The sequence below is a fragment of the Bradyrhizobium prioriisuperbiae genome, from assembly GCF_032397745.1.
Classification (GTDB): Bacteria; Pseudomonadota; Alphaproteobacteria; order Rhizobiales; family Xanthobacteraceae; genus Bradyrhizobium_A; species Bradyrhizobium_A prioriisuperbiae.
This window is the reverse complement of the sequence record NZ_CP135921.1, coordinates 5,163,518-5,177,969: the sequence shown is the minus strand read 5'-3', so window position 1 is coordinate 5,177,969 and position 14,452 is coordinate 5,163,518. Positions and strand designations below refer to the sequence as shown.

The following is a 14,452-nucleotide window of genomic DNA, read 5'->3' as shown; positions in this document are numbered from 1 at the left end:
CAGAGTATGGCCAGGACAAGCCCGGCCAGGACAATGGCTTCGCTTCAAGCCGCTTCGTCGCGCATCTGATACCAGCGATACAGCATACGCTGGCCGATGCGCCGAAACGGTGCGAACGGATGTCCCGGCAGCGGCGAGACGAAGATCGGCAAGTCCTGACCCTTGAACGTCTGCCCCGCGATCATCTGCGCCATGCGGCGGCCGGCCTGCGCCGAATACGACACGCCGTTGCCGCCATAGCCTAGCGCGTAGACGAGATTCTGATTCGGTTCGGGCCGGAAGATGCGCGGCATCATGTCGTGACTGACATCGACCCAACCCCACCACGAATAATCGATCCCGATGCCGGTGAGCGCCGGGAACTTGCGGTGCAGGCCGTCGATGAGCAATTGCAGGTGCCGTTCATCGGTGGCGTCGGCGCCGGTGATCGCGCTGCGGCTGCCGATCTGCACCCGGTTATCGGGAAGCCGACGATAGTAGAAGCGCAGGGTGCGGGTATCCGTGATCACCTGGGTGGTGCGGAATCCCGTCGCGTCCAGTTCGGCCGCCGTCAGCGGCCGGGTGACGATCGAATTGGACAGGATCGGCATGCACCGGCCGCGCAACAACGGTGTCAGGCCCGGAGCCGTGTAGGCGCCGGTCGCGATGCCCACGGCGCGTGCGCGCACGGTGCCACCGGGCGTACGCAGGTGGAAGATGCCATTGCGCTCTTCTATCTGCTGAACCGGACTGGCCGTATGGATACGCGCGCCGAGCGCGTGTGCCATCCGCTGATAGCTGAACGCGAGCTTGGCCGGATGCACCCCCGTGCCGAGAGGTTCGTGCACCGCGCCGACGGCCTCTGCTTCGTTGACGAAATCACGGCGCAGCTCTTCGGGCGAGATGACGCGGGTGGCGTAGCCGAAAACATCGTTGAGCACCCTCGATTCGGCGGCGATCTTCTCGAGGTTCCGGCGACGGTGGGCAATATAGAGGTGCCCGCCCCGTTGCGGCTCGCAATCGATCGGCCCGCCGCGGATCAAATCCTCAAACGTCTCGAAACCGTCCTGCACCTCCGCATGCAGCCGCAGCGCCACATCGCGGCCCCAGCGCGCAATCCATTGCGAGCGGGACAGGCGGCCGGCCGCATTCTGCCCCTGGCCACCGTTGCGCGTGCTGCATCCCCAGGCGACGCGATTGGCCTCCAGCACGGTGGCCTTGATGCCGAACTCGCGGGCGAGAAAGATCGCGCAGGCAAGCCCGGTATAACCGGAGCCGACGATGACCACATCCGCATCGACGTCCTGCGTGATTGGCCCGTCATCCTGCGGCGGTTCGCCCGCCGTCGCCAGCCAGTAGGTCGGCGCGTATTCGCGATTCCGACCGGGACCGTCGGATACCAGCGGGTCGTAGTGTGGGTCGTAGGCGGCGGCGGACGCGAACTTGGACTGAACGTTCATCGGGCGATCGTCTCCTTCGACGCCGCCATGGCGGGCTGCAGCGGCCGGTCCTTGCGGAACGCGCTCTTGGTGCGGATCCTGTCACCGCGGAACACGAACAGGTCGCAGCCTTCGGCCTCGATCCCGCTGCCATCCTTCGTGGTCGCGCGAAAAATCCATTCCGACAGTCCACGGTCGCCGAACACGGCATGCCTCGTGCATTGCCAGCTGACGTCCGGCATATCGGTCCAGGTGCGCACGAACGCGGCGCGAACGTCCGCGGTCCCCGTCATCCGGCGGCCGAACATCTCAGGTCCCGCAGCAGCGTCGAACACGATATCGTCGGTCATGCAGGCCATCACGCCGTCGCCGTCATGGCGATTGAAGGCCGCAAACAATTGTTCAAGACGGGCAAGCCGAAGCGCATCGAGGTCAGACATATCCAGTTCCATCCTGTCAACGGCGCGACATCCGTTGCGAATGAACGACGATGGGCACCGGTTTCATCGCGACGATGCACGGCATCCCGGCCCAGCTTTAGAACCAGATGCCGCGATGTCTGTGGCCAGAACGACGTCAAGACGGTTCGAACTGGCCCAACGGCTTGGTGGCCACTGGACCTTCGCGCGATGGCGAACATCGCCAAGGTGGCGCCATGATCAATGTCGCAACCCGTATCAATCCGGCTTCGGCCTCGGCCGTACCGCAGCTGCTCACCCGCCTCGCCGGCCGCCACCTGATCGGCGACGCGCTCGTGCGCCCCGCCCTCGACCTCACCCTGGACGTGCTCGATCCGGCCACCGCGCAGGTGATCGCTTCTGCGCCTGCCGGCACATCCGAGGATGTCGCGCTTGCGGTCGATGCGGCCGACAAGGCCTACCCTGGCTGGGCGGAGACACCGGCCCGCGAGCGCGGGCGGCTCGTCGCCGAGGCCGCGCGGCGGATCGCCGCCGCCTCCGAGATCATCGCGAACGTGCTGGCGCTGGAAAGCGGCAAGGCGCTACGCACCGAGTGCCGTGGCGAGATTGCGACCGCGGTCGATATTCTCACCCTCTATGCCGGCCTCGCCTCCGAGCTGAAGGGCGAGACGCTGCCGTTCCATCCCTCGGTCTTGAGCTTCACGACACGCGAGCCACTCGGCGTCGTCGCCGCGATCCTGCCGTGGAATGTGCCGCTGGTTCTGATGATGCTGAAAATCGCGCCTGCGCTGGTGGCCGGCAACACGGTGGTGGTGAAGGCTTCGGAAGAAGCCCCGTTCGCGACCATCGAAGCCGCCCGGCTGATGGCCGATGTGCTGCCAGCCGGCGTGCTCAACGTGATCTGCGGCACCGGCCGCGACTGCGGCATGCCGCTCGTCGAGCATCCGCGCGTCGCCAAAGTGACTTTTACGGGCTCGCAGGCGGTGGGCGAGGCCATCTATCAGGCCGCGGCACGCAAGATCATTCCGGTCAGCCTCGAACTCGGCGGCAAGAGCCCGATGATCATCTATCCCGACGCCGAGCTCGCGCAGGCCGTGGCTGGCGCGGTGGCCGGCATGCGCTTCACCCGTCAGGGCCAGAGCTGCACGGCAGCGAGCCGTATCTACGTTCACGCGCGATGCTTCGACGCGTTCGTCTCGAACCTGCGCGATGCAGTGGCGACACTGAAGATCGGCGATCCACTGGACGAGGCGACCGATATCGGCACTGTGGTATCGCAACGGCAGAAAGCGAAAATTGAGGCTTATATCGCCGAAGGCGAACGAACGCCGGGTGCGACGGTACTGCGGGCCGGCACGCTGCCCTCTGCCGCACATCTCAAGGACGGCCTGTTCCTGCAGCCCACCATCATCACCGGCCTGCCCGACGCCAGCCCGCTGATGCGCGAGGAAATCTTTGGCCCCATCGTCTGCATCCAGTCCTGGGAGGATGAAGATGACGTGATGGCGCGTGCCAACGACAGCGACTTCGGCCTTGCCGCCACCGTCTGGACCCGCGACCTGCGCACAGCACTGAAAGCCACCCGGCACCTCGACGCCGGTTACGTGCAGGTGAACCAGAACCTGACCATCCAGCCGAACCTCAGCTACGGCGGCTTCAAGAAATCCGGCCTTGGCAAGGAGGCCTCGCTCGAAGCGATGCTGGAGCATTTCACACGAAAGAAGACCGTCGTCATCGACATGCGATGACCGGAAAGCGACATGCATGACCTGATCGCGGCGCTCCGCGACCTCCTCGCCACCCAGTCGCTGACGCCCCAGGCCGTCGGCAGCACACTGGCCGCGGTCTTCGCGGCCGCGCTGCTGCGCGGCTTCACCGGCTTCGGCTTCTCGCTGGCCGCGGTGCCCCTGCTCGGCCTGTTCATGGCGCCGTCGCAGGCCGTCCCGGTCGCGGTCGGCCTGCAGCTGCTCGCCGGCCTGATCGACTTGCGCGCCGCGTCGCGGGCGTGTCACTGGCCATCGCTACGCTGGCTGATTGTCGGCGCGGTGATTGGCTCGCCAGTCGGCGCGCTGGTGCTCAGCGTCGTGCCGGCGCCGATGGCGCGCATCGTGATCGCGACGATCACCGCGGGCGCCGTGCTGATGCTCGGCAGAGGGTTCGCACTGGCCGCGGTTCCGCCACGCCTCGCCACCACCATCGTCGGCCTGATCGCGGGCCTGTTCAACGGCCTCGCGGCGATGCCGGGACCGCCTGCCGTGGTCTTTTACATGTCCGGCCCGTTCGGCCGGGTCGCGGCGCGCGCGTCGCTGCTGGTGTTCTTTCTCGCGACATCGATACCCGCCATGGCCAGCGTGGCGGCGGTCGGGCTGCTCGACCGCCGCGTGCTGTGGCTGTCCGTGATCGGGCTACCGGTGATGCTGATCGGCACCCGGATCGGGGCCTACGCGTTTCACCGCGGCAGCGATGCGCTGCATCGCCAGGTATCCGTCGCAAGCCTCGGCATCATCGCGCTCGGCAGCGCGATCAAGGGTTTCAGCGATCTGATGTGACGTCTACGTCCTTCACCGGGTCCGCGCGATGACCTGCCCCAATTGCCGGATCCCGGGCTCGATCCGGTCGGTACGGATCGAGGAGAAGCCGAGCCGGAAACAATGGCGGCTGGCGTTCTCGTCCATCGAAAACACGTCTCCCGGCTCGATCACGACGCCTTCCGCCCGCGCCCTCTCGGCAAGTTTCGTCGTGTCGGTGCCGGGCCGGCATGACAACCAGTAATGTGTGCTGCCCGCGCCGCGCGACCAGGTGCAGTCCGGCAGATGCTCCGGCAACAACCGGTCGAGGATGCGGGCTCGTTCGAGCAGCACACGCGCCACCTGCTGGAGGTGCGTGCGGTAATGACCAAGGCCGATGAACAAAGCGGCTACACGCTGGTTGTTGAGCGGCGGATGACGCAGCATCAGGCGTCGCAGCGCGCGCAGCTCCTTGATGACCGGCGCCGGCGCGACCACGTATCCGAGCCGCAGTCCCGGTGCGAGCGCCTTGGAGAGGCTGCCGACATAAAGCACGTTGCGGCTGCGGTCGAGGCTCATCAGCGGCGGCAGCTCAGGCCCCTCCGGCATCAGCTCGCCCTCGTAGTCGTCCTCGATCAGGACGATGTCGCGGGCCCGCGCCGCCTGCAAAAGCTGCTGCCGCCGCGCCAGCGGCATCACCACGGCCGTGGGACACTGATGGCTCGCGGTCACATAGGCCAGCGAACAGCTCTCCAACGCATCGTCCGGCACAAGTCCGTCGCCGTCGGTACGCAACGGCACCACATTCGACGTCAGCATGCCGAAAATGTTGCGGGCGTCCGGATATCCCGGCTCCTCGATCCCGACCCTCGTGGCCGGGCTGATGAACAGCTTGGCGATCAAATAGAGCGCATGCTGCGCGCCGATCGTCATCATGATCTCGTCGGACCGGGCACGGATGCCGCGGCGGGGCAGCACCTGAAGCTGGAGCTGTTCGATCAGCGCCGGATCGTCGCCGTCGATCAGGTCCCGCGCCCAATTGTTGATTTCCGGCACGCTGAGGGCCGCGCGCGCGCTTTCCCGCCAGTCGTTGGTCGGGAACAGGCTCGGATCGAACTGCCCGAAAATGAAGGGATAGGGATAGGCCTGCCAGTCGAGCGGCTTGACGATGTTGCGGGTGGCTGATGGCTTCAGGGCAAACCGGCCCGCCCAGCGTTCATCCGCGTCAGACGGCGCAACAACCCCCTCGCGCGTCGCGGCGCCGATATGCTTCGGCAGGCCCGCGACGAAATAGCCGCTGCGCTCGCGCGACACCAGAAAGTTCTGATCAACCAGCTGCTCATAGGCGATGACAATGGTGTTGCGGGAGACCTTGAGCACCGACGCCAGGTCACGGCTGGACGGCATGCGGATACCCAGAGGCAACCGCCCATCCTCGATCGCCGTCACGATCATCTGCCGGATCTGCAATTGCAGGAAAGAGCCGCCGCGATCGAGACTGTGGAACAGCGATCCCCAGAACAGCACGTCGGCGCCTCCGGCCGACGGCAGCGTCCCGGTCACGTCCGTGTGTCTCAATTCCGCAGATTTTCCCATACAAATTAAGGCCCTGCTCCGCCGAAGCCCGTCATCGGACGTCGTCCCGCGGCCCGATGTCAAGCAAAAACCACGCCATGGCGGGGACCGCCGCAGTGCGCTGCGCGCACGTCGCTGGCTCCATTCGTGCATGCCATCTGGCGCTGGCATGAGACCAGCCGACGCTTCAGGCTCCCTGCATCGAGTTTGGGAGAGAGAGCGTGAGCCAGGACACCGTCGTCTTCGCCGCCCGCCACATCGTCACGATGAACCCGTCGCGTCCGACGGCGACCGGCGTCGCTGTTCGTGACGGCCGCATCGTCGCGGTCGGGTCGACCGAGGAGCTCTCCAGCAGCCTCAAAGCCGCGATCGACGATCGCTTCAGCGACAAGATCCTGCTGCCCGGCTTCGTCGAAGGCCACAGCCACATCATGGAAGGCATCGTGTGGTCGCAGCCCTATGTCGGCGCCGGCGACCGCCGCTCGCCGGAGGGACGGCTGGTGCCCGGCGTTCGCGACATCGACGCCATCATCGCGCGGCTCAAGGCGGCCGAGGCGCAGATGACGGACCCGAATGCGACACTGTTCGCATGGGGCTTCGATCCCTTGCATATCGGCGGACGGATGCTGACCCGGCAACAGCTCGATGAGGTGTCGACCACGCGTCCGATCATGGTCATCCACGCGAGCTTCCATATCATCAACGTCAATACGCTGGTGCTGGAGCGCACCGAACTGTTGCGCGCCACCGACATTTCCGGCGTGGTCGCGGGCAGCGACGGGCTTGCCAGCGGCGAGTTGCAGGGCATCGCCGCGCGCTTCAAGGTGTTCCGCGTGCTCGGCAACCCCCTGTCCGGCAATATGGCGGCCGCCGACATCGCCCGCTACGCCGCCTCCGCCTGCGTTCAGGGCGTCACCACGATCACCGACCTGCACAACGACCTGAGCGAGCAGACGATCGAACTCTACCGCTCCGCGACCTCGCACGATGATTTCGGCGTTCGGCTGGTGCCGGCGCTGTCGTCGGCCTCGCATGCCCCGGAGCAGGGGATCGCCAAGATCGCATCGCTGCGCGAAGGCAACAACGACAAGCTGCACTACGGCATCGTCAAGCTGGTGGTCGACGGATCGATCCAGGGATTTACCGCGCGGCTGCGCTGGCCGGGCTATCACAACGGCGCGCCCAACGGCCTGTGGTACATCGCGCCCGAGGAATTGCCGCGCCTCGTCGACGCCTATCACCGTGCCGGCATCCAGCTTCACATCCACACCAATGGCGACGAAGCCACCGAACTGGCGCTCGACGCCATCGAGGCCGCGCAGACCACAATGCCGCGGCCGGACCACCGCCACACCCTGCAGCACTGCCAGATGGCCGATGCGGCGCTATTCCGCCGGATGAAGGCGCTCGGGGTCTGCGTCAACCTGTTCGCCAATCATCTCTACTATTGGGGCGACGCCCATTACGAGCTCACCATGGGGCCGGAGCGCGCCCATCGGCTCGATGCCACCGGCACCGCGCAGCGCATCGGCGTTCCCTATGCCATCCATTCCGACGCGCCGGTGACGCCGCTCGGCCCGCTGTTCACCGCGTGGTGCGCGGTCAACCGGACCTCCTCCGGCGGGCGGCTGCTCGGCCGCGCGACCGAAGCGCTGAGCGTCGAACAGGCGCTCGCGGCAGTGACGATCGGCGCCGCCTACACGCTCAAGCTCGATCACGCCGTCGGCAGCATCGAAGCCGGCAAGTTCGCCGATTTCGCAGTCCTCGAAAAGGATCCTTTCACCGTTGCCCCTGAAAAACTGAAGGACATTGCGGTCTGGGGCACCGTGATCGGCGGCCGCGTCAAGCAGGCACCGCGCGCATGAGCGGATCGCCTGCGGCCATTCCAGTCACGGTGATCGGCGGCTTCCTCGGCGCCGGCAAGACCACGTTCCTCAATCATCTGTTGGCCTCCGGCACCGCGCGCACCGCGGTACTGGTCAATGACTTCGGTGAAATCAACATCGACGCCACGCTGATCGCGCGCCACGACGGCACCACGATGACGCTCACCAATGGCTGCGTCTGCTGCAGCATCGGCGGCGGCTTCATTGAAACCCTCGGCCGCCTGCTCGATGAAACCACGGCATTCGATCACATCGTGATCGAGGCGAGTGGCGTCGGCGATCCCTGGCGCATTGCCGAAATCGCGCTGGTCGAGTCGTCGCTGCGCCTGAGCCGGGTGATCGTGGTCGCGGATGCCGCGCGCATCACGCAGCTTGTGGCCGACGTCCGCGTCGGCGACACCGTCCGCAACCAGTTCGCGCGCTGCGACGTGGTCCTGCTGAACAAAAGCGATCTGGTCGACACCGTCGGCCTCGACACCGCCCGGCAGACGGTGACCGCGATTCGCCCGGGCATTCCGATCCTCGTCACCTCGCGCGACGCGATGCCCCTGCTCACGTCGCTCGCGGTCGCGCTCCCGGGCACCGGCTTTCGCGCGGACGCGGCCGACGCTGACGCACCGAACCATGACGTTGACTTCCGACGCTGGGCCTACCGGCGCAACGGTGCGTTCGATCGCCGCCGTCTTGCCACGGCCGTGGCGCAACTCCCGCCGCAACTCCTGCGCCTCAAGGGATCGTGCCGGCTGGCAGACGAAAGCTCGGCCGCCGTCTTCCAGATGGTCGACAAGACGTGGTCGCTGTCGCCCGCCACCGAACCAGCCGCAAGTACGCCGGGCATCGTTCTGGTTGGTGTCGGCACCCGCGACCTGCCGTCGGCGGACCAACTCGACAGCATCCTCGACGGCGCGCTTGCGCCACCGGTCGCACCACGATGATCGGCGCTCCGGCTTTCATATCGTCAACGGCGGCCCAGAAACGCCGGTTCATCCGCAACATCATTCACAACAGGGTATCATCCATGTCGTTGAAGCGATCCATTCTTGCAGGCGCTCTCGGGTGCCTCCTCTCGCTCGCCGCTCCCGGCCTGCTGCGCGCCCAATCCGCGGGCGGAACGGTCGTGATCGCATCGACCCAGGTTCCGCGCCATTTCAACGGCGCGGTGCAATCGGGCATCGCAACGGCGGTGCCGAGTTCGCAGATCTTCGCGAGCCCACTGCGCTACGACGACAACTGGACTCCGAAGCCCTATCTCGCGGAGTCATGGGAGGTTGCGCCCGACGGGCTGTCGGTGACGCTGAAGCTGGTCAAGAATGCGGTGTTCCATGACGGCCATCCGGTGACATCGGAGGACGTCGCGTTCTCGATCATGGCAATCAAGGCCAACCACCCGTTCCAGAGCATGCTCGCGGCAGTCGACAAGGTCGAAACGCCCGACCCGTTTACCGCGGTGATCCGGCTGTCGCATCCGCACCCGGCGCTGTTGCTCGCGATGTCGCCGGCGCTGATGCCGATCCTGCCGAAGCATATCTATGGCGACGGCCAGGACCTGAAGACCCATCCGGCCAATCTCAAGCCGATCGGTTCCGGCCCCTTCAAGCTGACCGAATACAAGCAGGGCGAATACTACACGCTGGAAAAATTCGACAGGTTCTTCATCCCGGGCCGCCCGAAACTCGACAGGATCGTGGTCCGCCTGATCTCCGATCCGAACGCCGCGATCGTGTCGATGGAGCGTGGCGATGCCAATATCCTGCCCTACGCGGCCGGTGTCCGCGATATCGAGCGGCTGCAGAAGGCCGCGAACCTCACCGTCACCGACAAGGGCTTCGCCGGCATCGGTCCGCTGAACTGGCTCGCCTTCAACACCAGGAAGAAACCGCTCGACGATGTGCGCGTGCGCCAGGCCATCGCCTACACCGCCAACCGCGATTTCATCGTCAGCAAGCTGATGGGCGGCAAGGCAACGCCAGCCACCGGACCGATCGCTCCGGGATCGCCGCTCGAGGAGAAGAGCGTCGAGACCTACAAATTCGATCTCGCCAAGGCGCAAGCCCTGCTCGATGCCGCAGGCTATCCAAAGCAGGCGGACGGCACGCGCTTCTCCCTGACCATCGACTATCTTCCGGGCTTCGACGAGCAGCAGCGCAATATCGCCGAATACCTGCGCTCGCAGTTGAAGCGTGCGGGCATCAGTCTCGAAGTTCGCGCCGCTCCAGACTTCCCGACCTGGGCACAGCGCGTCTCCAACTACGACTTCGACCTGACCATGGACAATGTGTTCAACTGGGGCGATCCGGTGATCGGGGTCGATCGCACTTATCTTTCCTCCAACATCCGCAAGGGCATCATCTGGTCCAATACCCAACAGTACAGCAACCCCAAGGTCGACGAATTGCTGGCCGCGGCCGCGCGGGAGACCTCGCCCGACAAGCGCAAGGCGCTGTACGCCGAGTTCCAGAAAATCGTGGTGTCGGATGTGCCGATCTTCTTCGTCAATGCGACCCCTTACTACAACGCCTTCAGCAAGGGCCTGGGGAACCTGCCGACAACGATCTGGGGCATGATGTCGCCGCTCGACGAGTTGTATTGGGAAACGCCGCCGAAGACCTGAGGCCGCGACACCACAAGGCAGCGTCATGACCCTCGCCGTGCATATGATCCGTCAACTGGCCAACGCCGTCGCCCTGCTGGGCGCGGTGCTGGTGCTGAACTTCTGCCTGATCCACCTCGCGCCGGGCGATCCGGTGCAGGTGATCGCCGGCGAGATGGGGGGCGCATCGGCGGAGGTGATCGCGGCGCTGCGCGAGAAATACGGTCTCGACCACACCCTGATGGAGCAGCTTTTCACCTATCTCGGCAAGGTCGCGACCGGAGACTTCGGCTACTCCTATTACTTCAACGAGCCGGTGCTGCATCTGATCGCGCAGCGGCTGCCGGCGACGCTGTATCTGGCGATATCGGCGCTGGTGATGGCGGTCCTGATCGGCACGGCGCTGGGCGTCGTCAGTGCCCGCCGCCCCAACGGCGTGCTCAGTCATGGCGTCACCGTGCTGTCGCTGGCGGGATATGCCGCGCCGATTTTCTGGACCGGGCTGATGCTGCTGCTGTTGTTCGGCTCGGTCTGGCCGATCCTGCCGGTGACCGGCATGGCCGACGTGGTTCATCCGAGAACCGGCTTCGCCTATCTGCTCGACGTGCTGCACCACCTCATCCTGCCGTCGCTGACCCTGGCGCTGGTGTTCATCGCCCAGTACAGCCGGCTGGCACGCGTCAACATGATCGACGTGCTGTCGGCGGACTACATCCGCACCGCCCGCGCCAAGGGCCTTCCGGAATGGATCGTGGTCGTCAAGCACGCGTTGCGCAATGCGCTGATCCCGATCGTGACCATCGTCGGCCTGCAGTTCGGCAACCTGTTCGCCGGCGCCGTGCTGGTGGAAACGGTGTTCAGCTGGCCCGGAATGGGCCGCCTGGTGTTCGATTCCATCCTGCGGCGGGATTATCCGACCCTGATGGCCGTGCTGTTCTTCTCCGCGATGATGGTGATGATCGCCAACATCGTTACCGACATGATGTACCGGCTGATCGATCCGCGCATTCGCACGGGGGCAAGATGAGCGCGATTGAAACCACGTCCGCCGTGCCGACGCCCGCGGTCACCCTTCCCGTGCGGCCGGCCGCCTCGCCTGCCATGGCGGCACTGAGGCAGTTCTGCCGCAGCCCGTCGGGGATCATCGGCGCGGTGCTGCTGCTCGTACTGGTCCTCGGTACCGTGTTCGGACCGATGGTTTATTCCATCGATCCGCTTGATATCGCCGGCGCGCCGTTCGACCCGCCATCCGCCGATGCATGGCTCGGAACGGATTATCTCGGCCGGGACGTGCTGGCGGGCCTGATCTATGGCGGCCGCGCGACGCTGACGGTCGGCGCGGTGGCCGCGCTGATCACCATCGCCATCGGCGTCACCGTCGGGGCGCTGAGCGGCTTCTTCGGTGGCGCCGTCGATACCGTGCTGGTGAAGATCACCGAGTTCTTCCAGATCCTGCCGCCGCTGCTGTTCGCGATGGTGCTGGTGACGCTGTTCGGGGCGAAACTCACGACCATCACGCTTGCGATCGGTGCGGTGAGCTGGACCGCCGCCGCACGGCTGACCCGGGCCGAATTCATGCGGCTGCGCAATCTCGACTTCATCAAGGCCTCACGCGCTGCCGGCGCCGGCAACGCGCACCTGATCCTGCGGGTGGTGCTGCCGAATGCACTGCCGCCGATCATCGTGTCGGCGACGCTCGCCATCGGCGTCGCCATCCTGTTCGAGGGCGGCCTGAGTTTTCTCGGGCTCGGCGATCCCAACACCATGAGCTGGGGCCTGATGCTCGGACAGAACCGCAATTATATGCTCGACGCCTGGTGGACCGTGATGTTCCCCGGCGCAGCAATCTTTCTTGCGGTGCTGTCGGTCAGCCTGGTGGGCGACGGCGTCAACGATGCGGTCAACCCACGGCTGCGACGGAGGACATGATGAATCCGGTGCTGCGCGTCGATGATCTGAGCGTCGGGATGAGAAGCGGCACGGGAGAGCTGGTGCCGGTGCTGGAGAACTTGTCCTTCGCGGTGCATCAGGGCCGGACGATGGCGCTGGTCGGTGAATCCGGATGCGGCAAGAGCATGACGGCGCTCGCCATCATGCGGCTGCTGCCGGAGGATTTCGTCGTCACGGGCGGCCAGGTCTGGCTCGACGGCGAGGACGTGCTCGCCGCGCCGCTCAAGCGTTTGCGCAGCCTGCGCGGCAACGCGATGTCGATGATCTTCCAGGAGCCGATGACGGCGCTCAATCCACTGTACACGGTTGGCGACCAGATCGCCGAGGTGTTGCGCCTGCATCGCAACCTCGGCCGCGCCGACGCCTTCGAACAGGCGCTCGCGTTCCTGAAAGCGGTGCAAGTTCCGGCGGCCGAACAACGCATCCATGCCTACCCCCACCAACTCTCGGGCGGCATGCGCCAGCGTGTCATGATCGCGATGGCGCTCGCCTGCAAGCCCAGGCTTTTGATCGCCGATGAGCCGACCACGGCCCTCGACGTGACGGTTCAGGCCCAGATCTTCGACCTGCTGGCGCGGCTGCAGGAGGACACCGACACGGCGATCGTACTGATCACCCACGACCTCGGCGCCGTCGCCGAACTCGCCGATGACGTCTCCGTGCTTTATGCCGGGCGCTGCATCGAAACCGGCCCGGCCGACACCATAACCGCGCGGCCCCGGCATCCCTACACCCGCGGCCTCCTGGCCTGTGTTCCGCATCTCACGCTCGGCCGGCACAAAGCTGAACACTGGATCGATCTTGGAGAAATCCCCGGCATGGTGCCACCGCTTGGCGCCCGCGGGGCGGACTGCGCGTTCCTGCCGCGTTGCGCGCGCGCCACCGAGATCTGCCGGTCGCACCCGCAACCACCGCTCGACAAGACCGGGCCCGACCACGCGGTTTCGTGCTGGCGGCAGGCGGAGATCGCGGCATGAACGCCATCAGCCACCCTGCGCCGAACGATCCCTCTTCCGTCCTGCTGGATGTGAACGATCTCGTCGTTCATTTTCCGGCAGGCCGCAAAACCGCGTTCGCCCGACCATCCCATGTCCATGCGGTGGATGGCGTCAGCTTCCGGGTCCGGCGCGGCACCACCTTCGGCATCGTCGGCGAGAGCGGATCGGGAAAATCCACCACCGCGCAGGCAGTCCTGCGCCTCGTGCCCGCGACATCGGGCCAGATCGTGTTCCGCGGCGAGAACATCATGCCGCTCGCGGGCGAGCCGCTGCGGCGTGTGCGGCGGCATCTGCAGATCGTGTTTCAGGATCCGTTCTCGGCGCTCGACCCGCGACGGCGGGCCGGTGATCAGGTGCGCGAACCGCTTGACCTCCTGCAGATCGGATCGCGCAGCGAACGCGATCAAAGGGTGAGCAAGCTGTTCGCGGAGGTCGGCCTGCCGCCGCAGGCCGCTGCACTGTTTCCGCACCAGTTCTCCGGCGGTCAGCGCCAGCGGCTGTGCATCGCCCGCGCGCTCGCGCCGGAGCCAGACCTTATCGTCTGCGACGAGGCGGTCTCGGCGCTCGACGTCGCGATCCAGGCGCAGATCCTCAATCTCTTAAAGAAGCTGCAGCGCGAGCGCGGGCTCACCTACATCTTCATTTCCCACGATCTCGGCGTGATCCAGCAGTTCTGCGACGAGATCGCGGTGATGTATCTCGGCAAAATCGTCGAGCAGGCGCCCGCATCCACGCTGTTTACCGCGCCCCGCCATCCCTATACGTGGTCACTGGTTGCGGCCGCGGCCCCGCCGGGGCCGCTACGCGACGCGCTGAAACAGCGCTACCTCGTCAGGGGTGATCCGCCGTCCCCGGTCGATCCGCCACCGGGCTGCCGTTTCGCGCAGCGCTGTCCGTTCGTCGTAGATCAATGCCGCGAGGTGTTGCCGCATCTCCAAGTGGTCGACAGCGATCATTATGTCGCCTGCCGGCGTGTTGGAGAGATGGCAGCGCCGGAATTTACAGCACCGACCAATTAGTTTGCATGCCGGTTCAGGCCCCATGGGCGCTGCGAATTGAAGCGTATCGCTTCGGCGCACGAATGATGATTCTTAGCGCCTATCGGGTCG

At 65.8% G+C, this 14,452-nt stretch carries 12 protein-coding genes; 9 read left to right on the top strand and 3 right to left on the bottom strand.

What is annotated here, in order from left to right; translation table 11 throughout:
- Positions 1-44: 44 nt before the first annotated feature.
- Entirely contained in the window at positions 45-1,439 is a 1,395-nt protein-coding gene (locus tag RS897_RS24500; RefSeq protein ID WP_315831303.1) for an NAD(P)/FAD-dependent oxidoreductase, read from the bottom strand.
- On the bottom strand, positions 1,436-1,858 hold the full coding sequence (locus RS897_RS24495; RefSeq protein ID WP_315831302.1) for a nuclear transport factor 2 family protein: 423 nt from the start codon (positions 1,856-1,858) through the stop codon (positions 1,436-1,438). The genes RS897_RS24500 and RS897_RS24495 overlap by 4 nt, the downstream gene beginning before the upstream one ends.
- 215 nt (positions 1,859-2,073) lie before the next feature.
- Here RS897_RS24495 and RS897_RS24490 point away from each other — a divergent pair, with 215 nt between their 5' ends.
- Both RS897_RS24490 and RS897_RS24485 read left to right on the top strand, forming a co-directional pair.
- Positions 2,074-3,585: an aldehyde dehydrogenase family protein gene (locus tag RS897_RS24490; RefSeq protein WP_315831301.1), complete on the top strand. Its 1,512-nt coding sequence runs from the start codon at positions 2,074-2,076 to the stop codon at positions 3,583-3,585.
- 12 nt (positions 3,586-3,597) lie between these two features.
- Positions 3,598-4,386, top strand: coding sequence for a sulfite exporter TauE/SafE family protein (locus RS897_RS24485; protein ID WP_315831300.1), 789 nt, complete (start codon positions 3,598-3,600; stop codon positions 4,384-4,386).
- Between the two features lie 12 nt (positions 4,387-4,398).
- On the opposite strand, the gene pdxR is transcribed toward RS897_RS24485, so the two are convergent.
- The gene (pdxR, locus tag RS897_RS24480) at positions 4,399-5,940 is read right to left on the bottom strand and encodes a MocR-like pyridoxine biosynthesis transcription factor PdxR (protein WP_315831299.1); all 1,542 of its coding nucleotides are present in this window, start codon (positions 5,938-5,940) and stop codon (positions 4,399-4,401) included.
- Positions 5,941-6,140: 200 nt separating this feature from the next.
- Here pdxR and RS897_RS24475 point away from each other — a divergent pair, with 200 nt between their 5' ends.
- From RS897_RS24475 to RS897_RS24445, 7 genes are all read left to right on the top strand, one after another.
- Complete coding sequence (locus RS897_RS24475; protein WP_315831298.1) at positions 6,141-7,784, top strand: amidohydrolase; 1,644 nt, start codon at positions 6,141-6,143, stop codon at positions 7,782-7,784.
- Positions 7,781-8,740, top strand: a complete 960-nt coding sequence (locus RS897_RS24470) for a CobW family GTP-binding protein (protein ID WP_315831297.1) — start codon at positions 7,781-7,783, stop codon at positions 8,738-8,740. The genes RS897_RS24475 and RS897_RS24470 overlap by 4 nt, the downstream gene beginning before the upstream one ends.
- Before the next feature lie 83 nt (positions 8,741-8,823).
- On the top strand, positions 8,824-10,416 hold the full coding sequence (locus RS897_RS24465; protein WP_315831296.1) for an ABC transporter substrate-binding protein: 1,593 nt from the start codon (positions 8,824-8,826) through the stop codon (positions 10,414-10,416).
- Between the two features lie 25 nt (positions 10,417-10,441).
- Positions 10,442-11,422, top strand: a complete 981-nt coding sequence (locus RS897_RS24460; RefSeq protein ID WP_315831295.1) for an ABC transporter permease — start codon at positions 10,442-10,444, stop codon at positions 11,420-11,422.
- The gene (locus tag RS897_RS24455) at positions 11,419-12,324 is read left to right on the top strand and encodes an ABC transporter permease (protein WP_315831294.1); all 906 of its coding nucleotides are present in this window, start codon (positions 11,419-11,421) and stop codon (positions 12,322-12,324) included. Before RS897_RS24460 ends, RS897_RS24455 begins: the two co-directional genes overlap by 4 nt.
- Positions 12,324-13,322, top strand: coding sequence for an ABC transporter ATP-binding protein (locus RS897_RS24450; protein ID WP_315831293.1), 999 nt, complete (start codon positions 12,324-12,326; stop codon positions 13,320-13,322). The genes RS897_RS24455 and RS897_RS24450 overlap by 1 nt, the downstream gene beginning before the upstream one ends.
- Positions 13,319-14,362: an ABC transporter ATP-binding protein gene (locus tag RS897_RS24445; RefSeq protein WP_315831292.1), complete on the top strand. Its 1,044-nt coding sequence runs from the start codon at positions 13,319-13,321 to the stop codon at positions 14,360-14,362. Before RS897_RS24450 ends, RS897_RS24445 begins: the two co-directional genes overlap by 4 nt.
- Positions 14,363-14,452: the final 90 nt, after the last annotated feature.